The sequence below is a fragment of the Mesorhizobium sp. Root102 genome, from assembly GCF_001425625.1.
Lineage (GTDB): Bacteria > Pseudomonadota > Alphaproteobacteria > Rhizobiales > Rhizobiaceae > Mesorhizobium.
Genome location: NZ_LMCP01000001.1, coordinates 559,097 through 583,729 on the forward strand (window position 1 = coordinate 559,097; position 24,633 = coordinate 583,729).

24 protein-coding genes are annotated in these 24,633 nt (G+C 63.9%); 10 read left to right on the forward strand and 14 right to left on the reverse strand.

The genetic code is table 11. From position 1 onward, the window contains the following. Positions 1 to 47: 47 nt before the first annotated feature. Positions 48 to 833 (reverse strand): IclR family transcriptional regulator, encoded by a 786-nt coding sequence (locus ASD12_RS02620; RefSeq protein WP_056581718.1) that lies wholly within the window; start codon positions 831 to 833, stop codon positions 48 to 50. A gap of 168 nt (positions 834 to 1,001) precedes the next feature. Here ASD12_RS02620 and ASD12_RS02625 point away from each other — a divergent pair, with 168 nt between their 5' ends. From ASD12_RS02625 to ASD12_RS02660, 8 genes are all read left to right on the forward strand, one after another. Next, a complete protein-coding gene (locus ASD12_RS02625) occupies positions 1,002 to 2,321 on the forward strand; it encodes a sugar ABC transporter substrate-binding protein (RefSeq protein WP_056581721.1) in 1,320 nt (439 codons plus the stop codon). Positions 2,322 to 2,456: 135 nt separating this feature from the next. Then, complete coding sequence (locus tag ASD12_RS02630) at positions 2,457 to 3,353, forward strand: sugar ABC transporter permease (protein WP_056581724.1); 897 nt, start codon at positions 2,457 to 2,459, stop codon at positions 3,351 to 3,353. Between the two features lie 2 nt (positions 3,354 to 3,355). Continuing rightward, positions 3,356 to 4,222 (forward strand): carbohydrate ABC transporter permease, encoded by an 867-nt coding sequence (locus ASD12_RS02635; RefSeq protein ID WP_056581733.1) that lies wholly within the window; start codon positions 3,356 to 3,358, stop codon positions 4,220 to 4,222. A gap of 4 nt (positions 4,223 to 4,226) precedes the next feature. After that, on the forward strand, positions 4,227 to 5,324 hold the full coding sequence (gene ugpC / locus ASD12_RS02640; RefSeq protein ID WP_056581735.1) for a sn-glycerol-3-phosphate ABC transporter ATP-binding protein UgpC: 1,098 nt from the start codon (positions 4,227 to 4,229) through the stop codon (positions 5,322 to 5,324). Between the two features lie 5 nt (positions 5,325 to 5,329). Then, positions 5,330 to 6,442, forward strand: a complete 1,113-nt coding sequence (locus tag ASD12_RS02645) for a mandelate racemase/muconate lactonizing enzyme family protein (protein ID WP_056581737.1) — start codon at positions 5,330 to 5,332, stop codon at positions 6,440 to 6,442. A 9-nt stretch (positions 6,443 to 6,451) separates the two neighbouring features. Beyond that, a complete protein-coding gene (locus ASD12_RS02650; RefSeq protein ID WP_056581739.1) occupies positions 6,452 to 6,781 on the forward strand; it encodes an L-rhamnose mutarotase in 330 nt (109 codons plus the stop codon). Then, positions 6,774 to 7,850: a Gfo/Idh/MocA family oxidoreductase gene (locus ASD12_RS02655; RefSeq protein WP_056581740.1), complete on the forward strand. Its 1,077-nt coding sequence runs from the start codon at positions 6,774 to 6,776 to the stop codon at positions 7,848 to 7,850. Before ASD12_RS02650 ends, ASD12_RS02655 begins: the two co-directional genes overlap by 8 nt. Further along, on the forward strand, positions 7,847 to 8,302 hold the full coding sequence (locus ASD12_RS02660; protein ID WP_056581932.1) for a MaoC/PaaZ C-terminal domain-containing protein: 456 nt from the start codon (positions 7,847 to 7,849) through the stop codon (positions 8,300 to 8,302). The genes ASD12_RS02655 and ASD12_RS02660 overlap by 4 nt, the downstream gene beginning before the upstream one ends. Positions 8,303 to 8,332: 30 nt before the next feature. On the opposite strand, the gene ASD12_RS35685 is transcribed toward ASD12_RS02660, so the two are convergent. After that, positions 8,333 to 8,623 (reverse strand): FCD domain-containing protein, encoded by a 291-nt coding sequence (locus tag ASD12_RS35685; protein ID WP_280139531.1) that lies wholly within the window; start codon positions 8,621 to 8,623, stop codon positions 8,333 to 8,335. Then, positions 8,611 to 8,970 (reverse strand): GntR family transcriptional regulator, encoded by a 360-nt coding sequence (locus ASD12_RS35690; RefSeq protein ID WP_274533694.1) that lies wholly within the window; start codon positions 8,968 to 8,970, stop codon positions 8,611 to 8,613. Before ASD12_RS35690 ends, ASD12_RS35685 begins: the two co-directional genes overlap by 13 nt. 273 nt (positions 8,971 to 9,243) lie before the next feature. Here ASD12_RS35690 and ASD12_RS02670 point away from each other — a divergent pair, with 273 nt between their 5' ends. After that, positions 9,244 to 9,696, forward strand: coding sequence for an FCD domain-containing protein (locus ASD12_RS02670; protein WP_056581742.1), 453 nt, complete (start codon positions 9,244 to 9,246; stop codon positions 9,694 to 9,696). A gap of 76 nt (positions 9,697 to 9,772) precedes the next feature. Here the strand turns inward: ASD12_RS02670 and ASD12_RS02675 are convergent, their stop codons facing one another. The 5 genes from ASD12_RS02675 to ASD12_RS02695 all read right to left on the reverse strand — a co-directional run bounded on the left by ASD12_RS02675 (position 9,773) and on the right by ASD12_RS02695 (position 16,322). After that, positions 9,773 to 10,669, reverse strand: a complete 897-nt coding sequence (locus ASD12_RS02675; protein ID WP_056581745.1) for a dihydrodipicolinate synthase family protein — start codon at positions 10,667 to 10,669, stop codon at positions 9,773 to 9,775. 28 nt (positions 10,670 to 10,697) lie between these two features. Continuing rightward, positions 10,698 to 12,773, reverse strand: a complete 2,076-nt coding sequence (locus ASD12_RS02680; RefSeq protein WP_200953677.1) for a dipeptide ABC transporter ATP-binding protein — start codon at positions 12,771 to 12,773, stop codon at positions 10,698 to 10,700. Continuing rightward, positions 12,770 to 13,678, reverse strand: a complete 909-nt coding sequence (opp4C, locus tag ASD12_RS02685) for an oligopeptide ABC transporter permease (protein WP_056581747.1) — start codon at positions 13,676 to 13,678, stop codon at positions 12,770 to 12,772. Before opp4C ends, ASD12_RS02680 begins: the two co-directional genes overlap by 4 nt. Further along, a complete protein-coding gene (locus ASD12_RS02690) occupies positions 13,671 to 14,627 on the reverse strand; it encodes an ABC transporter permease (protein ID WP_056581749.1) in 957 nt (318 codons plus the stop codon). The genes opp4C and ASD12_RS02690 overlap by 8 nt, the downstream gene beginning before the upstream one ends. Before the next feature lie 93 nt (positions 14,628 to 14,720). Then, on the reverse strand, positions 14,721 to 16,322 hold the full coding sequence (locus ASD12_RS02695; protein WP_082525201.1) for an ABC transporter substrate-binding protein: 1,602 nt from the start codon (positions 16,320 to 16,322) through the stop codon (positions 14,721 to 14,723). A 199-nt stretch (positions 16,323 to 16,521) separates the two neighbouring features. Here ASD12_RS02695 and nanR point away from each other — a divergent pair, with 199 nt between their 5' ends. After that, the gene (nanR, locus tag ASD12_RS02700; RefSeq protein ID WP_348271704.1) at positions 16,522 to 17,223 is read left to right on the forward strand and encodes a transcriptional regulator NanR; all 702 of its coding nucleotides are present in this window, start codon (positions 16,522 to 16,524) and stop codon (positions 17,221 to 17,223) included. A 127-nt stretch (positions 17,224 to 17,350) separates the two neighbouring features. Here the strand turns inward: nanR and ASD12_RS02705 are convergent, their stop codons facing one another. From ASD12_RS02705 to ASD12_RS02730, 6 genes are read right to left on the reverse strand one after another with little or no spacing between them, the layout of a single operon-like run. Then, positions 17,351 to 18,229, reverse strand: coding sequence for an SMP-30/gluconolactonase/LRE family protein (locus ASD12_RS02705; protein ID WP_056581755.1), 879 nt, complete (start codon positions 18,227 to 18,229; stop codon positions 17,351 to 17,353). A 48-nt stretch (positions 18,230 to 18,277) separates the two neighbouring features. Beyond that, positions 18,278 to 19,240 (reverse strand): 3-keto-5-aminohexanoate cleavage protein, encoded by a 963-nt coding sequence (locus ASD12_RS02710; RefSeq protein WP_056581757.1) that lies wholly within the window; start codon positions 19,238 to 19,240, stop codon positions 18,278 to 18,280. After that, entirely contained in the window at positions 19,237 to 20,184 is a 948-nt protein-coding gene (locus ASD12_RS02715; RefSeq protein ID WP_056581758.1) for a 3-hydroxyacyl-CoA dehydrogenase, read from the reverse strand. Before ASD12_RS02715 ends, ASD12_RS02710 begins: the two co-directional genes overlap by 4 nt. Positions 20,185 to 20,195: 11 nt before the next feature. Further along, entirely contained in the window at positions 20,196 to 21,002 is an 807-nt protein-coding gene (locus ASD12_RS02720; protein WP_056581759.1) for an SDR family oxidoreductase, read from the reverse strand. Positions 21,003 to 21,015: 13 nt separating this feature from the next. Then, entirely contained in the window at positions 21,016 to 23,100 is a 2,085-nt protein-coding gene (locus ASD12_RS02725; RefSeq protein WP_056581760.1) for an ABC transporter permease, read from the reverse strand. Beyond that, positions 23,097 to 24,626 carry a sugar ABC transporter ATP-binding protein gene (locus ASD12_RS02730; RefSeq protein WP_056581761.1) on the reverse strand — a complete coding sequence of 510 codons (1,530 nt, stop codon included), beginning with the start codon at positions 24,624 to 24,626 and terminating at the stop codon, positions 23,097 to 23,099. The genes ASD12_RS02725 and ASD12_RS02730 overlap by 4 nt, the downstream gene beginning before the upstream one ends. Positions 24,627 to 24,633 lie beyond the last annotated feature (7 nt).

Below are 24,633 nucleotides of genomic sequence, written 5' to 3' on the forward strand. Positions count from 1 at the left end.
GGCTTTTCAAATCATCTCACGGAAGAATTCTTCATTCAAATAAGAATTTATGCCGATGAGCCGACTGCGGAGCCGGCAAGGTGCGACAGCTTTCCAGCCGTGACCAGCAGCAGTTCGATCGTCCTTGTGATGTCGGGCGCCGAAGGCGCGTTGACGACGGTGATGTAGGGAATCGACAGCGCGGCGATCGCCTTGCCGTCGGAACTGCGCACCGGGGCGGAGAGGTTGAAGACGCCGGCGGTCTGCATCGAAGCCATCATCTCGTAGCCGCGGTCGCGGATCTGGTCGAGACGGGTGAAGAACTCGGCCGATTGCGCCGTCTTGTCGGTGCTGCGGACATGCTCCGATATCATCATCTGCCGCTCTTCCGGCGAGCGGAAGGCAAGCAGCACGTGCCCCGACCCGGTGTCGAACAGGCTGATGTGCGAGCCGACCCGGATCGATATGCCCCAATAGTTCGGCGCCTCCTGCTGACCGATGACGACGGCAGAACCACGATCAAAAACAACGAGTTGGTTGGCCTGCTGCGAAGTCTCGGCCAGTTCGCGCATCAGCGGCGTGGCGTAGGAAACCAGCCGCCGCACCGGAGCATGCAACTGCGCCAGGCCGAACAGCTTGAGCGTCAGCGAATAGCGGTCGCCGTCGAGCCTGGTGACGTAGCCGCGCCGCACCAGCCGGTCCAGCATGCGGTAGAATTCGTTGGGGCTGCGGTCGAGTTTCTTGGCGATTTCGGCCTGCGTCAGACCGCCATCAACGCCCGCCAGCAGTTCGAGGATATCGAGCCCCTTGTCGAGCGCCGGCGCGCGATAACGCTCGTCTTCGCTGTCGTCCATGACTCATCCCTCCAGTGAATTTCACCCTTCATATACGCAGCAACGCGTCCGGCGGAAACAAATTTCGCCTTGACGTATCCATGAATGTTTTGTTTGTATATGAATGTAGCACTTCTTGTCATCAGACGAGTTGCGGTCGCCGCTGAGGCGCACCAAGGGAGGATACCAATGAACAGACTGCTTTCCGGCGTGTCCGCCGGCGCATTGTTGCTTGCATTCAGTGCAAGCGCTGCCCTTGCCGGCGACCTGCCCGGTAAGTTCGAAGGCGTGACCGTCGACGTGAAGCTGATCGGCGGCCAGCAATATGAAAAACTCTACGAGCGCATTCCCGAATGGGAAAAGGCGACCGGCGCCAAGGTCAACATCCTGACCAAGAAGAACGGCTTCGACATCGACAAGGAGCTCAAGTCCGACATCGCTTCGGGCAGCACCAACTGGTGCGTCGGCTGGAACCATTCATCCTTCGCGCCGCAATATACGGGCCTCTACACCGACCTGAGCAAATTGCTGCCCAAGGCAGAGATAGACGCCTTCGTGCCGTCGACCATCAAGTCGGCTACCATCGACGGCAAGCTGGAGATGCTGCCGCGCGCCCAGTTCGACGTTTCAGCGCTCTACTACCAGAAAAGCCTGTACGAGAACGCCGACAACAAGACCAAGTTCAAGGCGAAATACGGCTATGACCTGGTGCCGCCGGACACGTGGAAGGAAGTCACCGACCAGGCCGAGTTCTTCGCCAATCCGCCCAATTTCTACGGCACGCAGTTCGCCGGCAAGGAAGAGGCGATCAACGGCCGCTTCTTCGAGATGGTCGTCGCCGAGGGCGGCGAGTATCTCGACAAGGACGGCAAGCCGGTCTTCAATTCCGAGGCTGGCGTCCGGGCGCTCGACTGGTTCGTCAACCTCTACAAGGCCAAGGCCGTGCCAGCCGGAACCACCAATTATCTCTGGGACGATCTCGGCCAGGGCTTTGCTTCGGGCACCGTCGCCATCAATCTCGACTGGCCGGGATGGGCCGGCTTCTTCAACGATCCGAAATCGTCGAAGGTCGCCGGCAATGTCGGCGTCAAGGTCGCGCCTAAGGGCTCTTCGGGCAAGCGCACCGGCTGGTCCGGTTTCCATGGCTTCTCGGTGACCGAGAACTGCCCCCACAAGGAGGCCGCGGCTTCCCTGGTTTGGTGGCTGACCAACGAAGACAGCCAGAAGTTGGAGGCCGCCGCAGGTCCGCTGCCGACCCGCACCGCGGTCTGGGACTGGGACCTGAAGCAGGCCGAAAACGATCCTTACAAGAAGGAGGTTCTTACCGCCTTCCAGGAGGAGGCCAAGCACGCCTTTGCCGTGCCGCAGACGCCTGAATGGATCGAGATCTCGAACGCCGTCTATCCCGAGCTACAGGCGGCGATCCTCGGCGACAAGACGTCGAAGCAGGCACTGGATGAAGCTGCCGTCAAGGCGACGCAAATCCTCCAGGACGCAGGCAAGCTGTAGAAACCACTCCCGAGGCTGCCTCCCCCATCATGAATGGGGGAGGTGATCGCGTTTCGCGGGATGCAGGCGGTTTACGCTAACCTTCGCTCCCGGCCCACGCAGCGCCGTCCAAATGCAAGCACCTCAAGGATTCTGATGAAGGGCTTCAAGCCATCCGCGCCATTCCTGCTGCTGCTTCCGGCCACGATCGTGCTGGCGGCGGTTGTCGTGATCCCGCTGTTGCTATCGCTCTATTCCAGCTTCACGCCTTTCCGCCTGACGCGACCCGAAACGTTCTACGTCTTCATCGGCATCCGGAACTATATTTCGATCCTGTCCAACACCGATTTCTGGTGGGCCTTCGGCCGCACGGTGCTGCTGCTGACCATCGCGCTCAATCTTGAAATGCTGCTCGGCCTCGGCCTCGCGATGCTGGTCGAGAAGGCGACGCGCGGCCAGCGCATCCTGCGCACGCTGATGATGTTTCCGATGATGTTCTCGCCGATCCTCGTCGGCTTCCAGTTCAAGTTCATGTTCAATGACAATATTGGCCTGGTGAACAATGCCCTGCAGTCGCTCGGCATCACGCAAGACGCCATACCGTGGCTGATCGAGGGCCATCTCGCCTTCATCGCCATCTCGATCGCCGAGATATGGTCGTCGACCGCGATCTTCGCCATCCTGATCCTCGCCGGTCTGCTCGCCATGCCCAAGGAGCCGATCGAGGCGGCGCGGGTCGACGGCTGCACGCCGTGGCAGACGTTCCGCTATGTGACGTGGCCGTTCGTCATGCCTTTCGCCTACATCGCCATGACCATCCGCTCGCTCGACGTGGCGCGCGCCTATGACATCGTCAAGATCATGACCGATGGTGGACCGGCGGGCCGCACAGAGCTGTTGTGGACGCTGGTGGCGCGCACCGCCTACAGCGACGGGCGCATGGGTATGGCCAACGCCATGGCCTATTTCTCGATCCTGCTGTCGATCGCCTTCACCGTCTACTTCTTCAACAAGCTCGCCGCGGCGCGCACGCAGATCGGTGCGGAGTGGTGAAGATGGACGAGAATTCTTCCGCCCGCCTGAAGCGCCGCCTGCTCAGCGTGGTCTATCGCATCGGCCTGTTCCTGGCGATGCTGACGATCTGCCTGCCGGGCCTGTGGATCGTCATCTCGTCGCTGCGGCCGACCGTCGAGATCATGGCCAAGCCGCCGGTGTGGATCCCGCAGGAGATTTCGTTCGACGCCTATGTCTCGATGTTCAGCGGCATCGGCAAGGGTGGCATCCCTGTCATCGAATATTTCCGCAACTCGCTGATCATCTCGGTGACCTCGACGGTCATTGCGGTGGCCATCGGCATGGCCGGCGGCTATGCCTTCGCGCGCTACCGCTTCCGCGGCAAGTCCAGCGTGTTCCTTGGCCTGATGCTGACGCGCACGGTGCCCGGCATCGCGCTCTCGCTGCCGCTGTTCTTCCTCTACGTGCGGCTTGGCATCATCGACACGCATTTCGGGCTGATCCTTGCCTATGTCGCGCTCAACGTGCCGTTCACCATCTGGCTGATCGACGGCTTCTTCCGTCAGGTGCCTAAGGATCTCGCGGAAGCGGCACAGATCGATGGCTGCACGCGCTGGCAGGCTTTCTGGCAGGTCGAGTTTCCGCTCGCCGGGCCGGGCATCGCGTCGGCCGCGATCTTCGCCTTCCTGACCTGCTGGAACGAGTTCGCGCTGGCCTCGCAGCTGACCCGGTCGGTAAGCGCCAAGACGCTGCCGGTCGGCCTGCTCGACTACACCGCCGAGTTCACCATCGACTGGCGCGGCATGTGCGCGCTCGCCGTGGTGATGATCATCCCGGCGCTCACCCTCACCTACATCGTCCAGAAACACCTTGTCGGGGGCCTGACCTCCGGCGCGGTGAAAGGCTGATCCAATGGCAACCGTCTCCCTCTCCAAGCTAACCAAGCGCTACGGTAACATCGGGATCGTGCACGGCATCGATCTCGATATTGCCGACCGCGAGTTCATCGCGCTGGTCGGCCCGTCCGGCTGCGGCAAGTCGACGACGTTGCGCATGATCGCCGGACTGGAAGAGATCAGCGCCGGCTCGATAGAGATCGGCGGGCGCGTCGTCAACGACCTGCCGCCACGCTCGCGAAACATCTCGATGGTGTTCCAATCCTACGCGCTCTACCCGCACATGACGGTGCGCGAGAATCTCGGCTTCTCGCTGAAGATCGCGGGGGCGGCCAAGGAAGACATGGAGCGCCGGGTCGCCGAGGCCTCGGCCATCCTCGGCCTCGACACGCTGCTGGACCGCCGCCCGTCGCAACTGTCGGGCGGCCAGCGCCAGCGCGTCGCCATGGGCCGCGCCATCGTGCGCGACCCCGATGTGTTCCTGTTCGACGAGCCGCTTTCCAACCTCGACGCCAAATTGCGCACGCAAATGCGCACCGAGATCAAGAAGCTGCATGCCAAGGTGCAGTCGACGGTGATCTACGTCACCCATGATCAGGTCGAAGCGATGACACTTGCCGACCGCATCGTCATCATGCGCGACGGCCATATCGAACAGGTCGGCACGCCTGACGAAGTTTTTCGGCGGCCGGCGACGCGCTTCGTCGCCGGCTTCATCGGCTCGCCGCCGATGAACCTGCACGAGGCGACGATCGATGACGGCCAGATGGTTTTCGCCAGCGGCGAAAGACTGCCACTGCCCGGCCAGTTCAAGGCCAATGTCGCGACTGGCGACAAGGTCGTGTTCGGACTGCGGCCGGACGACATCTATCCGACCGGGCATGGTATCAGCTCCGGGGGTGCTGCCGATGTCCATCAGATCGAACTGCCGATCACGGTCACCGAACCGCTCGGCAACGAGACGCTGGTATTCGTCGAATTCAACCGCGAAGACTGGGTGACACGCATGCTGAACCCGAGACCGCTGAGGCCGGGCGAGCGGATCGCCATGAGCCTCGACATGTCGCAGGCTCACCTGTTTGCCACTGAGACCGGAAAGACATTGCGGAGCTGATCGGCATGGCCAGAATCGAGAAAGTCGAACTGCGGATGGTGGACCTTGTGCCCAAGGTCAAGCGCACCGACGCGATCCAGAGCTTCGTCAGCCAGGAAACGCCGATCATCACGATCACCGATTCCGACGGCGCGGTCGGCACCGGCTACAGCTACACGATCGGCACTGGCGGTTCGTCGGTGATGCGGCTCCTGTCCGATCATCTGGTGCCGCGCCTGATCGGCCGCGACCCCGACATGATCGAGGCGATCTGGCACGATCTCGAATTCGCCACCCATGCCACCACCATCGGAGCGATCACGGCCATCGCGATCGCGGCGATCGATACCGCACTTTGGGATCTGCGGGCGAAAAAGCAGAACCTGCCGCTGTGGAAGCTGGCCGGCGGCGCCAAGGATCGCTGCCCGCTCTACACGACCGAGGGCGGCTGGCTGCACATCGAGACGCAGGCGCTGGTCGACGACGCGCTGGGCGCAAAGGCCAAGGGCTTTCGCGGCTCGAAGGTGAAGATCGGCAGGCCGCACGGCTCGGAAGATCTTGCCCGCCTGTCGGCGGTGCGAAAGGCGGTCGGCGACGGCTACGAGATCATGACCGACGCCAATCAGGGATTTTCGATCGACGAGGCGATCCGGCGCGCCGCAAGGCTGCGTGAGCTCGACCTCGCCTGGATCGAGGAGCCGCTGCCGGCCGACGACATCGACGGGCATGTGCGATTGTCGAACTCGACGCCGACGCCGATTGCGATTGGCGAGTCGCTCTACTCCATCCGCCATTTCCGTGAATACATGCAGAAAGGCGCTTGCTCGATCGTCCAGGTCGATGTCGGCCGCATCGGCGGCATCACACCCTGGCTCAAGATCGCGCACGCGGCGGAGGCCTTCGACATTCCGGTCTGTCCGCATTTCCTGATGGAGCTGCATGTCAGCCTGACCTGCGCTGTTCAGAACGGCCGATATGTCGAGTACATTCCGCAACTCGACCAGTTAACTGGCAAGCATATGCGCATCGAGGATGGCCAGGCGCTGGCGCCCGACGAGCCGGGCATCGGCATCGACTGGGACTGGGACGCGGTCAAGGCCATGAGCATCGCCGAATTCACCACGGCGATCACCAGATAGGAGACGGGCATGCGGCGGATGGGAATGGTTCTGGGGCTGAAGCCGGAAAAGGTCGAGGAGTATGTCCGCCTGCATGCCGCCGTGTGGCCTGACGTGCTGACGATGATCTCGGCCTGCAACATCAAGAATTATTCGATCTACCTGAAGCGGCCGGAGAACCTGTTGTTCAGCACATTCGAATACCACGGTAGCGACTACGAAGCCGACATGGCCAAGATGGCGGCCGACCCGAAGACGCAAGAATGGTGGGCTGTCTGCATGCCTTGCCAGGAGCCGCTGGCGACGCGCAAGGAAGGCGAGTGGTGGGCCGAGATGGATGAGGTCTTCCATCATGACTGAAGGCGGTTTCGACCCTGCCTTGCTCGTCCAGTCCTGGCCCAAACCCTCCAAGCCCCGGCCGATAGTCACCTTCGGCGCCGGATCGATCGTCGGCGACGCGCATTTCCCGGCCTACCGGAAAGCAGGTTTTCCGGTCGCCGGCCTCTACGATCCGGACCACGCCAGAGCTGAAAAACTGGCCAGCCAATGGGGTGTGACAGCCTTTCGCTCGGCCGAGGAGGCTGCTGCCGTCGAGGGTGCGATCTTCGATCTCGCCACGCCGCCGTCGCGTCATGCCGATGTGCTGAAATCCTTGCCCAATGGCGCGGTGGCGCTGATCCAGAAGCCGATGGGCAGCAACCTTGCCGAGGCGACGGCGATCCTCGAAATCTGCCGCGCCATGAAGCTGCATGCGGCGGTGAACTTCCAGCTGCGCTTCGCACCGATGATGCTGGCGCTCAAGGACGCCATCGCCAAGGGTTGGCTCGGCGAGGTCGTCGACTTCGACGCCTGGCTGGCGCTGGCGACGCCGTGGGAGCTGTGGGAATTCCTGCTCAAGGCGCCACGCGTCGAGATCGCCATGCACTCAATCCACTATCTCGACTTGATCCGGCAGTTGCTCGGCGACCCCAGAGGTGTCCACGCCAAGACGCTTGGCCATCCCAACCATGCCGTGGCGCAGACGCGCACCAGTGCCATTCTCGACTATGGCGACACCGTGCGCTGCGCCCTGTCGATCAATCATGACCACAAGTTCGGCCGCCGGCACCAGGCCTGCGAGTTCCGCATCTGTGGCACCGAGGGCGCCGCCTATCTCAAGCTCGGCCTCAATCTCGACTATCCCACAGGCGAACCGGATGTGCTGGAGATCCATCCGAAAGGCGGAACGGACTGGGTCGCGGTGCCGCTCGCCGGCGAGTGGTTCCCCGACGCCTTCGTTGGCCGCATGGCCAATGTCCAGCGTTTTGCTATCGGAGAAGATGCTACGCTGATCAGTCCAGTTGAGGATGCGTGGAGCACGATGGCGCTGGTCGAGGCCGCCTATCAGTCGAGTGCGGCACCAGCGACACCGATCGCGGAAAGACCCTGATGGAACAGATCCAGTATTTCGAGGACTACGAGATCGGCTCCTCGCGCCTCACCGGCGGCCGCACCATCACCGAGACCGACTTCATCGTCCATGCCGGCCACACCGGCGATTTCTTCCCGCACCACATGGACGCCGAGTTCATGAAGACGACGCCATTCGGCCAGCGCATTGCGCATGGCACGCTGGTGTTCTCGGTCGGCATCGGGCTGACGGCAACCGTCATCAACCCCGTCGCGTTTTCCTATGGCTATGATCGGCTGCGCTTCATCAAGCCGGTGTTCATCGGCGACACGATCCGCACGCGCACCACCATCGCGGCCAAGGAAGACGATCCGAAGCGGCCGGGTTCAGGGCGGGTGATCGAGCGCTGCGAGGTGATCAACCAGCGCGGTGACGTGGTGCTCGCGGCCGACCACATCTACATCGTCGAACGCAGGCCGGCGCAGGGCTGAAGCCCATCGCAATGCCCGTGAGCCACGCCGTCAGGATTTTCGCGACAGGCCATCTTCCCTGATTGCGCTGACCAGCGTCTCGCTTCCTTCGCGCAGATGCTGCCTCAGAATTCTTGTGGCCTTGTCGCCATCGCGCCGCCGACAGGCGGCCAGCAGGTCGCGATGCTCCGTCTGCGAGCGGTTGCGATAGTCCAGGTTCGACAGCAGGATGCGGACGTAGCGATCGGCTGCATTGTGGTGGGCCTCGATCAGGCTGAGCAGTCGATGGTTGCCGCAGGCGTCGTAGAGAGCCAGATGAAAGTCCCCGTTCAGGGCCCCCAACGGCCGACATTGCGCTCCGCATCGATCTGATCGAGCACCTGTTCCGCCTCATCGAGCTTCTCGTCGGCGAGGCTGGGTACCGAGAGCCGGAGCGCCTCGCTTTCGAGCAGTTCGCGCAGGGCGTAGATTTCACTGATCTCGACGCTGTCCATCCGGGCGACCTGCGCGCCCTTTGTCGGGTGGATGGAAACAATGCCCTCGGCTTCAAGCTGGCGAAGGGCATCACGAATGGGCATCCGGCTGAAGCCGAGCTGCTCGGCCACCTCGTCCTGGCGCAGCGGAGTGCCTGCCTTGATGGTTCCATTGGCAATGGCCTCGCGCAGGACATTGGCGACCTGCTCGGCCACGGTCCGCGGTCCCTGCATCACGCTTTCCGCAAATCCTCGCAACCGACGCTCCCGTTCACATGGTGCCAGCGGAACCGAAGACTCCCCGAGTGGCTATAAGTATGCCCGTATACGCACACATTCAGCATCATTTTCGAGACTTGCCCGACCGAACGTGGCCGCTAACCTGCACGCCATCCTCGGCGCGCCGCAGCCGGCCATCGCCTCCGGCTTGCCGATGAAGGGCTGATCGACATCCTGGCGCAGCGCGGCAGCTTCGTCGCGCCGATCCGGGTGAGCGACGTCGAGGAAGCGCAGTTCATTCGCGAGGCGCTCGAGGTCTCCGTCGTGCAGAGACTGGACGGCCACGGCTCCGGCGGCTTGATCGCGGCAGGCAGGGTGAACCTTGCCCAGCAGGCCAAGGCGGTGGCCGAGGGCGACCGCGAGCTGTTCCTCGAACTCGACGAGGCCTTCCATCGCAACCTGTGCGAAGAGGCCGGCCTGCCCAAGAGCTGGCGGGTGATCCAGGTGGTCAAGCTGCAGATGGACCGTGTGCGCTATCTGAGCCTGCCCGAGCCCGGATACTTGGAAACGCTGCTCGCCCAGCATTTGGCGATCCTCGAGGCCGTGGAAATCGGCGAGGCAAAACAGGCAGGCGCGCGCATGGCGGCATCTGCGCGAAGTGTTGGGCACGGTGCAGCGGCTCAACGTCGCCCGTCCGGATCTCTTTGGCCAGTGATCCGTTGACCGCCGCTCATAGTGTCATTGGGTGAGGAGCCGCCCCAATCTTCACGCGGCCGCATGGCCGTCGCGCTGACGCTTCTCACGCAAGCCACTCTTTCACCGCCGGGCGGGAGAGAACCGCGCGCATCCTGTCCTCGGCATCGGCGACAGCCAGCGCCATTGGGGCACGGGTCGGGCCGCAATCGACGCCGATGACGCGGAAGGCCGCTTTCATGCCCGGCAGCACGCCGGTTTCCAGCAGCACCTCGACGAAGTCCTGCGAGACCATCTGCAGTGTTTTCGCTCGGGCCAGGTCGCCGGCACGGATCGCCTGATCCACCGCCACGTACAGCCTGCCAAGCAGATTGTAGGTGGTGCCGATGCCGCCATCGGTGCCAAGCATGCCGGCGGCGGCATAGATTTCGTCGAAGCCATAGTAGAACAATTTTTGCGGCTGCCGTTTGCGCAGCAGCGAATATTTGAACAGGTCGGTGGAGGTGTATTTGATGCCGACGACATTGCGCAGATCCAGCAACCGCACCAGCAGGCTGAGCGGCAATGGCCGGCCGGTCCGCAAAGGGATTTCGTAAACGATCAGCGGTAGATCCGTTGCCGCCGCCAGCGCCTGGTAATAGCCAAAGACCTCCTCGTCGGAGAACGGATAGGAATGCGGCGGTAGCGCCGACAGCGCGTGATAGCCGAGCTTTTGCGCCTGCCGCGCCAGACGGATGGAATCGCGCAGGTTCGGCATGCCGACATGGGCGATCAGCCTGACGCCGGTGCTTGTGGCGCCAGCGAACACCACCTCTTGCTGAACCAGCAATTCGTCCACCGTCAGCAGGCCGGATTCGCCGCTGCTGCCGCCGACATAGAGTCCCGCCAGGCCCTGGCGCAGGACATAGTCGCTGATGTTGCGCTGGCGCTGCGGATCGAATTCGCCGGCATCGCTCAGTCCGGTCATCAGGGCGGCATACATGCCCGCCAATTCCTTGGTCATTTGGGGATCCTCGGCCTTTCCAGGAGAGTCATGGGGTGGCATCGCCGGCATGATGGCAGGCGACGAGATGCTGGCCGGAGACGCCAGAGCCGAAATCGCGCACCTGCGGGTCTGCCCTGGTGCAAATGTCGGTGGCCATCGGGCAACGCGGATGGAAATGACAGCCGGGCGGCGGCTTCGACGGATCGGGTACGCCACCGCCGAGCACGATACGCCGGCGTGTGCCGCCAGCCTTGGGGTCCGGCACCGGGATCGCCGACAGCAGCGCGCTTGTATAGGGATGCAGCGGACTGCCGAACACCGCTGCTGTGGTGCCGATCTCGACGATCCGGCCCAGATACATGACCGCGACGCGGTCGCTGAGATAGCGGATCATCGACAAATCGTGGCCGATGAACAGATAGGTCAGGCCGAGGCGCGCCTTGAGGTCGTCGAGCAGGTTGACGATCTGCGCCTGGATGGAGACGTCGAGCGCCGAGATCGGCTCGTCGGCAATGATGAATTTCGGATTGGCTGCCAGCGCGCGGGCAATGCCGACGCGCTGGCGCTGGCCGCCGGAGAGTTCGAACGGGTAGCGGTTGCGCAGCGCTTCCCGCAAGCCGACCAGTGCCAGCAATTCGCTGACACGGACGTCACGCGTCGCCCGGGTGCCGATCTTCTGGGCGCGCAGCCCCTCGCCGATGATGCGCCCGACGGTCATGCGCGGATTGAGCGAGCCGAACGGGTTCTGGAAAACCATCTGCATGTCGCGACGGCGCTGCTTGAGCTCATCGCCTGTCGCGCCGGCATAGTCCCTGCCCTCGAAGAGGACGCTGCCGGCGCTCGGGCGCTCCAGGCCGAGCACGGCGCGGCCGGTCGTCGACTTGCCGCAGCCGCTTTCGCCGACCAGCGCCAGCGTCTCGCCGCGCAGCACCTCGAAGCTGACCCCATCAACCGCGTGCACAGCGCCGACCTGCCGCTTGAGCACACCGCGTCGGATGGGGAAATGCACCTTGAGATCGGAGACGACAAGCAGCGGTTCCTGCTTGGGCGCCGCTGCCGGTGCCGCGCTTGATGCGGCTGCCGGCGTGCGCGGTAATCGTGCCACCTCTCGCCAGCGCCAGCACGCGGTGGTGTGGCCGGCGCCGAGCGTTTCCAGCGGCGGTCTCTGCTCGCGGCAGCGCACCTCGGCATAATCGCAGCGCGGCGCGAAGGCGCAGAATGTCGGCGGCAGAGTGACGTTGGGTGGCGCGCCCTTGATCGGCACCAGCCTGGTGTTTGCCGCAGTCAGCGACGGAATCGAGTTCAACAGGCCGATCGTGTAAGGATGTGTCGTCGCCGAAAACAGCTCATCGACCGGTGCTTGTTCGACGATCGAGCCCGCATACATCACCGCAACGCGGTCGACGAAGCCGGCGACAAGGCTGAGGTCATGGCTGATCCAGATGATCGCCATGCCGAGCTGTTTTTGCAGGCGCACCACCAGTTCGACGATCTGCGCCTGGATGGTGACGTCGAGGGCCGTGGTCGGCTCGTCGGCGATCAGGATCGACGGTTTGCAGACCAGCGCCATGGCGATGCCGATACGTTGCAATTGCCCGCCCGAGAATTGGTGTGGAAAGGCACGCATGCGCTGCGGCGCGTTGGCGATGCCGACGAGGTCCAGCATGTCGAGCGCCTGACGTTCGGCCTCGGCCTCATTCAACCCCTGGTGCTCGCGCAGCGCCTCGGTCAATTGCAGGCCGATGCTCAGCACCGGGTTCAGCGACGACATCGGATCCTGGAAGATCATGGCGATGTCGCGGCCGCGTATCTGGCGCAAGTCGCTGTCGGGCATGGCCAGAAGATCGCGGCCACGAAACAGCGCTCGGCCTGCGGTGACGCGGCCCGGCGGCTTGCGGATCAGCCCCATCAGCGTCTGCACGGTGACCGACTTGCCCGAGCCGCTCTCGCCGACGATGGCCAGCGACTCGCCTTCGGCAAGCTCGAAGGAGACGTCGTTGACGGCATAGACGGAACTGTCCCGAGGCCCGAACTCGACGCTCAGCCCCTGAACGGAAAGCACCGCTTGCTGCCCGATCCACTTTGCGGTCCCGTCGATGGCAAGTGCGTCGGCGCCCATCATTTCGTGCTCCCGCCCATGATGTGCTGCGGGTCGAGCGCGTCGCGCAGGCCGTCGCCGACGAAGTTGATGCTCAGCACGGCGACCGCGATCATCGCGCCGGGCGGGATCCACATCCAGGGCTGGCTCTCAAGGATCGACAGCGTGCGGGCATCGCGCAGCATGTTGCCCCAGCTGGCAGCCGGCGCCTGCGCGCCGAGGCCAAGGAAGGACAGCGAGGCCTCGAGCAGGATGACTGTCGCAACGTCGAGCGTGATCGCCACCAGGATCGGGCTCAGCACATTGGGCAGGATATGCTCGAGGATGATGACCGAGGGCGAGGTGCCGAGTGAGCGCGCGGCGAGGACGAATTCCTGGTTGCGCAGCGCCAGGATCTCGCCACGCGTCAGCCGGGCGATGGACGGCCAGCTGAGCAGGCCAATGACCACCATGGTGTTGAGGATGCTGGGTCCGACCGCGGCGACAAAAGCGATGATGATGACCAGGCGCGGAAAGGTCAGCACCATGTCGATCAGGCCCATCAGGAAGAGGTCGACCTTGCCGCCGAAATAGCCGGCGACGCAGCCGATGAAAATGCCTATGGCCGCCGAGATTGCCACGGCGACGAAGCCGACCGTCAGCGAGATGCGACCGCCATAAAGGATGCGGGCAAAGATATCGCGGCCGGTGCCGTCGGTACCCAGCCAGTGGCCGCCGCCCGGCGGCTGATTGCGGCCGCGCAGGTCGATGTCGTTGGGGCCATAGTGCGCGATCAGCGGCGCCAGTGCGCAGGCGAGCACGACGATGGCGAGCATGACCAGCCCCAGCGTCGCCAGGCGGTGGTTGAGGAAGCGGCGCGCTGCCTCGCTCCACAGGCCGCGCGAGGCGCCGGAGGCAATCGTCAAGTCGGCGGCGGTGGCGTCAGTCATAGCTCACCCTAGGGTCGAGCACGCTGTAGGCAAGGTCGGTCGCGAGGTTGGCCAGCATCACGATGATGGCGGTGATCAGCACATAGCCCATGATCACAGGGCTATCCCTGTTCACCACCGCATCGATGAACATCAGGCCGATGCCCGGCCACTGGAAAATGGTCTCGATCACCACCGAGCCGCCGAACAGGGTCGGCAAGGTCAGCCCGAAGACGGTGACCAGCGGGATCAGCGCGTTGCGCAGGCCGTGGCGTAACGTGATCGTGCTGGGCCGCAAGCCCTTGGCCCTGGCGGTGCGCATATAGTCCTGGTTCAGTACTTCGAGCATGCCGGCGCGGGCATAGCGCATGAAGATCGCGGCGCGGAACAGCGCGAGTGCGGCAGCCGGCAGAATCAGATGCCTGAGATTGTCGACGAGCGAGAAGCTGTCGCCCGCCGTCGAAATGCCCGACGACGGCAGCCAGCGCAGTTCCAGCGCAAAGACGTAGACGAGCAGCAATCCCATGAAGAAATCCGGGATCGACACGCCGACGAAACCGCCCAGCGTCAGCGAATAGTCCGTCAGCCGGTATTGCCTGAGCGCCGAGATCACCCCCAGCGTGGTGCCGATGATGAAGGCGACGAGCAGCGCCACCCCCATCAGTTCCAGCGTCATCGGCAGGCGCTCACCGATGATGTCGCCGACACTGCGGCCATTGACGAAGGAGCGGCCGAGATTGCCGTGCAGGATCTGGCCGATCCAGTTGAGGTATTGGACGTAGAGTGGCTGGTCGAGGCCGAGTTCGCCGCGACGCATCGCGATCAGAGCCTCGCTCGATGGCGCCTCCGCCGTGATCATCGCCAGCACGGCGTCGCCCGGCATGGCGTGCGCGATGCCGAAGACGATGACAGTGACGCCGAACAGCACAGGGATGCTGAGCAGCAGCTTTCGCAGGAGATAGCTGAGCACCGGCCTCTCCTATCGTTGAAGGCGGCTGTTGAGGCGATGGGGCATGAGGTTCCAGAGCTGATGCCCCACCGATGAGGACGTCTACGCAGGGGCCTATTTCGCCACTTCCCACTTCTCGACTTCGTTGTAGACGGGGTGGTTGAAGATCACGAGCGGCTGTTCCTTGAAGTGCTGTGGCAGGCCGACGATGCGGTTGTTGAAAGCCAGTGGCCGCACCTCGTTCCACAGCCAGGCCTTTGGCAGCTCCTGGTTGAGTATACGCGAGGCTTCCTGGTAGCTCTCGGCGCGCACCGCGCGATCGTTCGATTCCAGCCCTTTGTTGAACAGTTCGTCGACCTTGGGGTTGCAGTAGCCAAAGCCGAGCGGCTTGGCGCCGCAGACCACCAGCGGCGAGCCCAGCGAGGGATCGAGCCCCATGCCGTTGGCGAAGAAGCCCATCTGGAAGCTGCCGTCGGCATAGACCTGGTTGATCGCCGCCGGATCGAGCAGGCGCGGTTCAATGTTGACGCCGACGGCGGCCAGATAGCTCTGGATGGCGGTGACGGTGTCGACGTTCATCTGGTCGGAATAATAGTAGATGAAATCCACCTGCTGGCTGGCGTCCCAGCCGGCATCGGCAAGCAGCTGCTTGGCCTTGTCGGGATTGTAGTCGTAGGGCTCGAGATCCTTGGCGCGCGCCCAATCTTGCGGGAACAGCGTGTTTAGAAGCTCGCCGGCGCCCTGCTTGACCGTCTCGATGATCGCCTTGCGATCGATGGCGTAGAGCATCGCCTGTCGCACGCGCACGTCAGCGAAGCGCTTGTTCTCCAGATTGAACTGCAGGTAGGTCGGCAGGCCGGCGGAGAATTTCGGCAGCACCGTCAGGTAGTCGAGTTTCTGCAGCCGGGCGAGTTCGGAGATGGGCACGCCGCCGCCCTCATAGGACATGGCGTCGACCTCCTGCGTCTCGAGTGCGGCGATGATCGGCGGCACGTCCTTGTAGATCTGGTAGATGATGCGGTCGAGCTTGGGCGCACCGAGGAAATAATCGGGATTGCGGTCGACCTCGACATACTGGTCGCTCTCGTATTTCTTCCAGATGAACGGACCGGTGCCGACGCGGTTGACCCAGAAGGCGTTGCCCTTGATGTCGCCGGGCGCGACCTTGCCGAGAATGTGTTCGGGAAAGATGCTGATGGCGATAAGCTGCAGCTCGACCCATAGCGGCTTGGCGCTGTCGAGTTCGATCTGGACGGTCATGTCGTCAATCGCCTTGACCCCGGCAAGCGAGGAGGCCGAGCCATCCTGGAAAGCCTTGTACCCAGCCACTGCGCCGAGCTTCTGCGCCCAGGGCGAGCCAACCTTGGGGTTGGCATAAAGGTTGAGGCTGAACACTACATCCTTGGCGGTGAAGGGCGTGCCGTCATGCCATTTGACGCCATGGCGCAGGCTGAAGACATAGGTCTTGCCGCCATCCGGCGTCTTCCAGGTTTCGGCCAGCATCGGCTGCACGCCGTCGCCTGTCCATTTGATGTGGACGAGGCCCTGCAGCACCGTCTCGTCCAGCCGGTGGCCGCAGGTGGTGTGCAGCGTGCCCATCTCGATGCAGCCGGTGCGCATGGCGGAACGGAACGTGCCGCCTCCCTCGGCCTTGGCGGCCACGGCGGCAAACATCAACGCCAGCGCCGGCACAAGGCTCATCAACAGTCGTCTCATGGAATTCTCCTCCCGTTGCTTTCCGCCGGCCGAAATCGGGGCGATGCCCCTGCTCCAGGCCTGCTCCCGCGTCAGACCCTCGTCTGTCGCGCCGACCGCCGCACCATCGGCTGGCGGCGGCCTCCTCCAACCCTTCCGTCCCGCAAGTCCTCACTTGCGGCGACTGGTCTAATAGCTTAAAAGGTAGACCATGCACAATATGCCGGTTCGAAAAAAATTGTCCGATGAAGTCCGCCTCCGCCTGGAGGAGATGATCCGCGACGAGGTCTATCCGGTCGGCGCCTCGCTGCCGTCCGAGCGCGACCTGATGTCGATGTTCGATGTCGGCCGCCCCTCGGTGCGCGAAGCGCTGTTTGCGCTGGAGAAAATGGGACTGGTGCGCATCAACAGCGGCGAGCGGCCAAAGGTGACGCGGCCGACGCCGCGCAACATGCTGGAGCAACTGACCGGCACGGCGCATCTGTTGATGGACCAGCCCGACGGTATTGGCCATTTCGAGCAGTTGCGGCTGTTTCTCGAAGTCTCGATCGCGCGCCATGCCGCCGAGGTGGCGACGCGCGAACAGGTCGAGGCGCTTGCGGCGGCACTTGCCGAGAACGAACGCGCCATTCCGCGCGCCCGTGCCTTCGCCGTCACCGATGTCGCCTTTCACCGGGTGCTGACCGCGATTCCCGGCAACCCGATCTTCCTCGCCGCGCACGAAGCGCTGGTGGAATGGCTGATCAACCAGCGCATCCACATGGCCAACACCGAAGTCGAGAACCGCAGGAGCTTTGCCGGCCACAAAAACGTATTCGAAGCCATCGAGCAGCATGATCCGGAGGCGGCCGGCCGAGCGATGCGCGAGCATCTGGAAAACGCCCGCCGCAAGTTCAATTCGAGCCTTGCGAAATCGGACTAGACGCGCCCGTGCAGCCAGCGTCTCTCGAACTTAAATCAGCAGCACGAAACCGTGCTTGACCGCTGCGGCCAACAGCCTGTTGCACTGATCAAACCGGCTTCGGAGGCTGGCTCAATGCTTCCTACCGTTAGCCACCGAAGCGTGGTTCAGCAACGCCCTTGATGCCAAGGCCGGTGATGGCGAACAGGCTGCCGCGCAAAACGCCGTCGCCGGGAAAACGCGGCAGCGGCGGCTTGGCCATCGAGGTGACGTAGAGGGTGTCGAGCTTCGGTCCGCCGAACATGACGCTGGTGATCTTCTTGACCGGCATGTCGATAACGCGGTCGATGCTGCCATCCGGCGCGTAGCGCACCAGCCGGCCGTCATAGACCAGCGCATTCCACAGATAGCCCTCGGCATCGACAGTCGAGCCGTCAGCCGCACCGCCCCGGCTGGTGTCGACACGCACGAAGGTGCGCCGGTTGGTGGCGGCACCGGTGGCAATATCATAATCATAGGCCCAGATCTCGCCGGTCCAGGTGTCAGCAAAATAGAAGGTACGGTCGTCGGGGCTCCAGCATGGACCGTTGGAGCAGATGATGCCGGAATCGATGCGGGTGACGGAGAAATCCGGATCGAGCCTGTAGAGGCCGCCGGACGGCCCCTCTTCCATCGTATCCATTGAGCCGGCGAAGAAGCGGCCGCGCCGGTCGACCTTGCCGTCGTTGAGCCGGTTCATCGGCTTGTCCGGCTCCGGGTCGTGGATCAGCGTCACATCGCCGGTGGCGAAATCGAGCAGATGGAAGCCGCGCTGCAGCGACACCACCGCACCGTTGCCGTCCTTGCGCAGCGCCATCGAGCCGATCTTCATCGGCACGTCCCAGGACCGTATCTCGCGCCCGTCGGAGGTCGCCCGAAACACGCGTCCGTCGAAACTGTCTATCCAGTACAGGCGCTCCTGTTCGACATCCCACAGCGGTCCCTCGCCCAGCGTAGTCTTCACGTCCACAACGACTTCGATCTTCATGCCGTCCTCCTCGGGTATTGGCGTCACGCAGCGATTGGTCTGGCGGCGTCAGAAAGCGACCTTGTCGCCGCCCTTCAATGACAGGATCTCGCGCGCCTCGTCGGGCGTCGCCACTTCCATGCCGAGCCCCTCGATGATCTTGCGGGCCAGCAAGACCTGCTCGGCGTTCGATTTGGCAAGCTTGCCCTTGCCCGCCCACAGACTGTCCTCCAGCCCGACGCGGATGTTGCCGCCAAGCGCCGCCGATTGCGCGGCGATGCGGAGCTGGCTGGCGCCGGCGCCCAGCACCGACCAGCGGAACTGGTCGCCGAACAGCCGGTCGGCGGTGCGCTTCATATGCGCGACGTCTTCGGGATGGGTGCCGATGCCGCCAAGCAACCCGAACACCGACTGCACGAAGAAAGGCGGCTTCACCAGCCCGCGGTCGGCGAAGTGGGACAGGTTGTAGAGATGGGCGATGTCGTAGCACTCGAACTCGAAGCGCGTGCCGTTGTCGTAGCAAGTCGCCAGAATGTACTCGATGTCCTTGAACGAATTGCGGAAGACGAGATCGCGCGTCGCTTCCAGATGCGGCTTTTCCCAGTCGAACTTGAAGGTCTCGTATTTGTCGGCGAGGTGATAGAGCCCGAAATTGATCGAACCCATGTTGAGCGAGGCGACTTCGGGTTTGAATTGGGCGGCCGGGCGCACGCGCTCCTCGACCTTCATGTAGGGGCTGCCGCCGGTGGTGATGTTGATGGCGGCGTTGGTGCCTTGCTTGACGCGCGGCAGGAAGCGGGCAAAGGCCTCGGGCGTCTGGTCGGGCTTGCCGGTTTCCGGGTCGCGGGCATGCAGATGCAGAATCGCGGCACCGGCTTCGGCCGCGGTGATCGCCTCCGACGCGATCTGGTCGGGCGTGATCGGCAGATAAGGCGACATGGTCGGCGTGTGAATGGCGCCCGTCACCGCGCAGGTGATGATGACCTTGCCCCTGGTCTGCGGGGCGCCGGTCTTGCGGCTGGTTTCGCTCATTGTCCGTACTCCTGATCCGATTTTTTCTTGTGCGCCGCCAGCGCCATCAGCCTGCGGTCGCGCCACACCTGCCGTTCGCCGAGACTCTCGCGCGGCAGGCGTTCGCGCCGGTCGGCCTCAACGGTTTTCATCACCTCGCCCGCCCAGTCGACGCGGCGCAGCATCTGCGGAAAAATGTTCGAATAGATCGACTGATAGCGCTCGACATAGTCGCGCACGCCGCCAGGCGCATTGAGATCGATGGTCTCGAACGGACCCATGAACGACCACCGCAGCGCAAGCCCGTCGCGGATGCCGATATCAACATCCTCGACGCTGGCGTAGCCGTCGGCGACGAGCCGGAAAGCCTCTTCGAGCAACGCCCCTTGCAGGCGGTTCATGATGAAGCCGTCGAGCTCGCGCTTCATCACCAGCGGCGCGTGGCCGGCGTCGATGAGGAAGGCGCGAGTCCTCTCGAGCGTCTCGGCAGAAGTCCACGGTGCCGGCACGACCTCGGCCGCAGGAATGAGATAGGGCGGATTGATTGGGTGCACGACCAGACAGCGATGCCGGCCCTGCAGATGGTCGGTGAATTTCGACGGCAACAGCGCCGAAGTGGAGCTGGCGATGACTGCCTGCGGATCGGCAAGTCTGTCAATCAGGGAAAACACCTCCCGCTTCACCTCGAGGTTTTCAGGCGTGTTCTCCTGAATATGGGCCGCACCAGCCAGCGCCTCTGCCAGCTCGGCGACAATGGTGATCCGGTCAAGCACGGCGTCGATCGCCTGTCCTCGCAGCAGGTCGTTCGCGGCGAGATCGCCGAGCACGCCGGCGATATAGTCGCGGGCGCCACCGGTCGCGGCCGGCGACTGGTCCCACATCCGTACATTATGGCCGGCGCGGGCGAAGCTGATCGCCCAGGCCCGCCCGATGAACCCGCTTCCGACGATCGCGACATTGGCCATGGATAGGCTCCTCAAAGTGTTTCGACGTTGCCGTCGACGCCGAGCGACTGGCCGGAAATGTTGATCCCCGCATCGGAGAGCAGGAAAGCGACCATCGCAGCGACATCATAGGGGCTGGTCATGCGGCGCAGCGAGATATTCTGGAGATAGCGATCCGTCATCTCTTCGTGGCTGATGCCGACCTGCTTGGCGCGTGCCGATATGACACCTTCGATGCGCGGTCCCTCGATGATGCCGGGCAGGATAGCGTTGACTCTGATGCCATGCGGCCCAAGCTCCTTGGCGAGGCTCTGCGTGAAACCGATGACCCCGAACTTGGCCGCCGAGTAGGGCGTGCGGAAGGCGTAGCCATGGCGGCCCGCCGCCGACGACATCGACACGATCGAGCCGCCGCCCGCCGCCTTGATCAGCGGCACGGCGCGCCGGGCGCACAGGAACTGGCCGGTCAGGCAGATGTCGATGCAGCGCCGCCAGTCGGCCGGCTCGATCTCGTCGACACCGCCGGTCGGCCCGGCAATGCCGGCATTGTTGATCAGCGCGTCGAGTCCGCCGAGCTTTTCCTTCACAGCCTCGAACAGCCGGTCGACATCTTCGTCGCGCGAAACGTCCGCCTTCACAGCGGCGACCAGATCGATCTTGCCGGGAGCGGCGGCCAGCGCCTCATCGGAAACGTCGCAGACGACGATGCGGGCGCCGAGCCGCGACAGCGTGTCGGCTATGGCAAAACCGATACCGCCGGCGCCTGCCGTCACCAGCACGCGCTGGCCTTTCAGCCCGGTCAGAAAGTCGTCCGCCGATGCCGGCGCCCTTGTGCTCATCGTCCTGTCCTTCTCATTGCAGCCGCCGTTCGCGCAGCGCCATGACGGCGCCCAGAACGACCAGCCCGTAAAGAATTGCCCTTGTGGCATAGGGAAGCGTGGTGCCGGCCAGCAGCATCTGCAACGCCGTCAGCAACAACACCCCGCCAAGCATGCCGAGATAGTGGCCGCGCCCGCCGGTGATCAACGCCCCGCCGACCACCACCACGGCGATCGACGGCAACAGATAGTCGTCGCCCATGCCAAGGCTCGCCTGACCGGAAAAACCGGTCAGCATGATGCCGACAACAGCCGCGCAGACGGCCGAGAGCATGTAGACCAGGATCAGTGTGCGCTCGACGCCGATGCCCGACAAGCGCGCCGCGCGCAGCCCGTTGCCGATGCCGTACACCCTGCGCCCGAACGGCGTGCGGCCGAGCAGCAGCACTGCCGCCACGACAAAGACGACCATCAGCAGGACGATCGGCGTCAGCAGGCCGCCGAGCCTGGCCGTCATGAACCAGCGCAGCATCGGTGATGAAAATCCGGCCGGCGTTCCTTGCGAATAAAGCAGCGCGCAGCCTTGCAGGATGCCGTTGGTGGCAAGCGTCATGACGATCGGCGAGATGCCGAGATAGACGATGCCGAAGCCATTGGCGAAGCCGATGGCGCAGGCCATCATCAGCACGACCGGCAAGGCGTAGACAAGCGCCGCGTCGGAGCCGTTGACCATGCCGGCCAGGATGATGCCGGAGATACCGATCGTCCACGGCACGGAGAGGTCGAGGCCGCCGGTCAGGATGACGGTTCCCTGCCCGAGCGCCAGGACGGCGAGGAAGGACGACAGCACGAGCAGCGAATTCCAGTAGCCCGGATTGAGGATGGCGCGGCCGAGCCAGATCTGCGTGACAACCACGATGACCAGCAGGCAGACATAGGCCGGCAGCGCATAGCGCAGCGTCTCCGCGTTGCGCAGATGGAAGGCAGGGCGCGGCGATGCCGGACTGCGCTGGCCATGCGATGGCTCGGCGATCTTGAGACGCCTGTCCACGCGCTCGAGCTGCGAGGGCAATATGCCGGCGCGCCAGGCGGCAAGCCGGGCGCGCGCGGCGCGCAATTGCACGGCAAGCACCGATGCGTGGGAGATGGAGCCGGCAAGTGCGGCCAGCACGAGAATGGTGCCTTCGGCGATCGTCGAATAATAGGCCGACACATTGAGCACCAGCAGGATGTTCACCACGATCATCAGGATATAGGCGCCGAAGACAGAACCCACCGGGCCGCCTTGTCCGCCGCCGAGGCGCGTACCGCCGACGACGACCGCCGCGAACATCGACAAAAGCAGCGGATTGCCGACCAGCGGATCGCCACTGCCGGTTTGGGCGCTGATGAACACGCCGGCCAGGCCATAGCAGCCGCCGGCGATGACATAGACGGCAAAGCGCACGAGCACGACATTGATGCCGACAGAAGCGGCCGACTCTGTATCGCTGCCGACCGCATAAAGTGCGGTGCCGAAGCGGGTTCCCTTCAGCCAGAACCAGGCGAGCAGGACGACGCCGATCAGCACCAGGGGCATCGGCAGCCAGCCGGTGATCGCGTCACCGAGATAGAATGTGCCGAGATCGGGGGACACGAAGCCACCGGGCTTGTCCATCACCAGCAGCGTCACGCCTTGCAGGATGAACATGGTGGACAGCGTGACCACGATCGGCTGCATGCGCAGCACCGCAATGAAGAAGCCGTTGAACGCGCCCACCGCCATGCCGACGCCGATGCCGACGGCGGTCCACAAGATGATGCTGGCGCCTGGCGCCATCGGGTCCATGCTCGATGCCAGCACGGCATTGACCAGCGATATCACCGCGCCGGCGGACAGGTCGAAGCCGCCCGACAGGATCACGATGGTCTGGCCGATCGCCGCGAGCGCGGAGGTCGCGCCACCGCTCGACAGGAACGACACATCGAAATAGGTCAGCGGACCGGCGCTGATCCAGTCGACGACGAAAAGCAGGATCGCCAGGACGATCGCGGCGATCAGCGCGCCGCGGTTGCGCATCAGCGCACGGCGCAGACCGAAGCCGCCCGAAACAGGAGATGAAACCGCTGCGCTGCTCATGCGGCTTCCCCAGCATGCCCGAGCGCTGGGCGCATGATGGCCGGCTCGGTGATGGTGTCGCCTTCGAGTTCGGCCGCGATGCGCCCGTCATAGAGAACCAGGACCCGGTCGCATTGGTGGACGAGTTCGGGAATCTCCGTCGAGTGCAGCAGGATCGAACCGCCCGAAGCCACGTAGTTTCGCATCATCACATAAAGCTCGTGCTTGGTGCCGACATCGATGCCGCGGGTGGGATCGAACAACAGCAGGATGCGGCTCTGCGCCACCAGCCATTTGGCGATGGCGATCTTCTGCTGGTTGCCGCCGGAAAACGCGCCGGCCCGCGTCCACAGCGCGCGGCGGTCGACCTCGACAGTGGCGAATGCCGCCTCGACGGAGCGGGTTTCGGCCTGCGCGTCGACAAGGCCTAGCCGTGTGAAGCGCGATATCACGGGAAGCGTGGCGTTCTGGCTGCCCGACAGTTTCAGGAACAGGCCTTCGGATTTGCGATCTTCGGGCACCAGGCCGATCGCCATGTTGGGCAGCAAGGCATCGGCGGGCGAGCCGAACCAGACCTTGCGGCCATCGACGAGGATGTGGCCGCGAGTGATTTCGGCCATGCCGAAACAGGCCAGAAACAGATCCTGCTGGCCCATGCCCTGCAATCCGGCAACACCTAGGATCTCGCCTTTGCGCAGGTCGAAGCCGGCGCCGTCGAGCTTGCGCCCGACCTTGAGGTCGCGCACGCCCAGAACCGGCGGACCGAAGGCCTGGGCGCCGTCGGGCTTGGGCGGGAAGGTCTGCTCGATGCTGCGGCCGATGATCTTTTCGATGACGTCGCCATCCGAGACGTCGGCAACCGGCGCGGTAACGATGTGGCGGCCGTTTCTCAGGATCGTCAGCATCTCGCAAAAGGCGCGGACTTCTCGCATGCGATGGGTGATGAAGACGATGGTGGTGCCCGCCGCCTTCAGCCTGGCGATGATATCACCCAGCCATTCGACGTCGCGGCCGGCGAGCGTCGAGGTCGGTTCGTCGAGCAGCAGGATGCGCGGCTTGCGGTAGACGGCACGCGCGATTTCGATCTTCTGGCGCACCGAAAGCTCGAGCTCGCTCACCTCGGCATCGAGATCGACGGAAAAACCGAGATCGTCGATGTGGCGGCGGACAGCCTTGCGGGCGGCACGGCGGCGGATCAGGCCGGAGACGCCGACGGGAGCGTACGGCAAAAGCATATTGTCGAGGACGGAAAGATCGCGCACCAGGGTCATCTCCTGGAACGCCGTCTGCACGCCCAGCGCGTGTGCTGCGCGCGGTGCGCCGTAAGCGATCTCCTTGCCGAAGACACGGACATGGCCTTCGCTTGGCCGGACCAGCCCGGACAGCAGCTTCACCAGCGTCGACTTGCCGGCTCCGTTTTCACCGAGCAGCGCATGGACGCTGCCGGGCGCGATCTCGAACGACACACCGTCCAGCGCGACGGTCGGGCCGAACGCCTTGCTGATGCCGTCAATCTCGATGGCGGGAACCTTGGAGTGTTCTGTCATTGTCCTC

What these genes read in the sequence shown, in the direction of transcription:
- ASD12_RS02620 (WP_056581718.1), bottom strand. Translation starts at nt 833, where the DNA reads ATGGACGACAGCGAAGACGAGCGTTATCGCGCGCCGGCGCTCGACAAG.
- ASD12_RS02625 (WP_056581721.1), top strand. Translation starts at nt 1,002, where the DNA reads ATGAACAGACTGCTTTCCGGCGTGTCCGCCGGCGCATTGTTGCTTGCA.
- ASD12_RS02630 (WP_056581724.1), top strand. Translation starts at nt 2,457, where the DNA reads ATGAAGGGCTTCAAGCCATCCGCGCCATTCCTGCTGCTGCTTCCGGCC.
- ASD12_RS02635 (WP_056581733.1), top strand. Translation starts at nt 3,356, where the DNA reads ATGGACGAGAATTCTTCCGCCCGCCTGAAGCGCCGCCTGCTCAGCGTG.
- ugpC (WP_056581735.1), top strand. Translation starts at nt 4,227, where the DNA reads ATGGCAACCGTCTCCCTCTCCAAGCTAACCAAGCGCTACGGTAACATC.
- ASD12_RS02645 (WP_056581737.1), top strand. Translation starts at nt 5,330, where the DNA reads ATGGCCAGAATCGAGAAAGTCGAACTGCGGATGGTGGACCTTGTGCCC.
- ASD12_RS02650 (WP_056581739.1), top strand. Translation starts at nt 6,452, where the DNA reads ATGCGGCGGATGGGAATGGTTCTGGGGCTGAAGCCGGAAAAGGTCGAG.
- ASD12_RS02655 (WP_056581740.1), top strand. Translation starts at nt 6,774, where the DNA reads ATGACTGAAGGCGGTTTCGACCCTGCCTTGCTCGTCCAGTCCTGGCCC.
- ASD12_RS02675 (WP_056581745.1), bottom strand. Translation starts at nt 10,669, where the DNA reads ATGACCAAGGAATTGGCGGGCATGTATGCCGCCCTGATGACCGGACTG.
- ASD12_RS02680 (WP_200953677.1), bottom strand. Translation starts at nt 12,773, where the DNA reads ATGATGGGCGCCGACGCACTTGCCATCGACGGGACCGCAAAGTGGATC.
- opp4C (WP_056581747.1), bottom strand. Translation starts at nt 13,678, where the DNA reads ATGACTGACGCCACCGCCGCCGACTTGACGATTGCCTCCGGCGCCTCG.
- ASD12_RS02695 (WP_082525201.1), bottom strand. Translation starts at nt 16,322, where the DNA reads ATGAGACGACTGTTGATGAGCCTTGTGCCGGCGCTGGCGTTGATGTTT.
- nanR (WP_348271704.1), top strand. Translation starts at nt 16,522, where the DNA reads ATGCCGGTTCGAAAAAAATTGTCCGATGAAGTCCGCCTCCGCCTGGAG.
- ASD12_RS02705 (WP_056581755.1), bottom strand. Translation starts at nt 18,229, where the DNA reads ATGAAGATCGAAGTCGTTGTGGACGTGAAGACTACGCTGGGCGAGGGA.
- ASD12_RS02710 (WP_056581757.1), bottom strand. Translation starts at nt 19,240, where the DNA reads ATGAGCGAAACCAGCCGCAAGACCGGCGCCCCGCAGACCAGGGGCAAG.
- ASD12_RS02715 (WP_056581758.1), bottom strand. Translation starts at nt 20,184, where the DNA reads ATGGCCAATGTCGCGATCGTCGGAAGCGGGTTCATCGGGCGGGCCTGG.
- ASD12_RS02720 (WP_056581759.1), bottom strand. Translation starts at nt 21,002, where the DNA reads ATGAGCACAAGGGCGCCGGCATCGGCGGACGACTTTCTGACCGGGCTG.
- ASD12_RS02725 (WP_056581760.1), bottom strand. Translation starts at nt 23,100, where the DNA reads ATGAGCAGCGCAGCGGTTTCATCTCCTGTTTCGGGCGGCTTCGGTCTG.
- ASD12_RS02730 (WP_056581761.1), bottom strand. Translation starts at nt 24,626, where the DNA reads ATGACAGAACACTCCAAGGTTCCCGCCATCGAGATTGACGGCATCAGC.